This window comes from Actinoplanes rectilineatus (assembly GCF_000962825.1).
Taxonomy (GTDB): Bacteria; Actinomycetota; Actinomycetes; order Mycobacteriales; family Micromonosporaceae; genus Actinoplanes; species Actinoplanes rectilineatus.
The window spans coordinates 1-244 of the sequence record NZ_JZKF01000295.1 but is presented as its reverse complement, the minus strand read 5'-3'; the positions used below and the strand labels follow the sequence as shown (position 1 = coordinate 244).

Here is a 244-nt window from a genome sequence, read left to right as displayed (position 1 = left end):
GACCTCGGTGATGATGCCGAAGAACGGCAGCGCGATGATGTACACCTCGGGGTGCCCGAAGAACCAGAACAGGTGCTGCCAGAGCATCGGCCCGCCGGTGTTCACGTTGAACACCTGCGCGCCGAGCACCCGGTCGGCGGCCAGGGCGAACAGCGCGGCGGCCAGGAACGGGAAGATCAGGATCGCCAGCAGCGCGGTGACCAGCATGTTCCAGGTGAAGATCGGCATCCGGAACATCGTCATG

At 64.8% G+C, this 244-nt stretch carries 1 protein-coding gene; it reads right to left on the bottom strand.

Annotated features, from left to right (window positions below; all coding sequences use genetic code 11):
• Positions 1 to 244, bottom strand: a 244-nt coding sequence (locus tag WH85_RS46475; protein ID WP_045748629.1) for a cbb3-type cytochrome c oxidase subunit I, incomplete at both ends; no start/stop codon positions are given.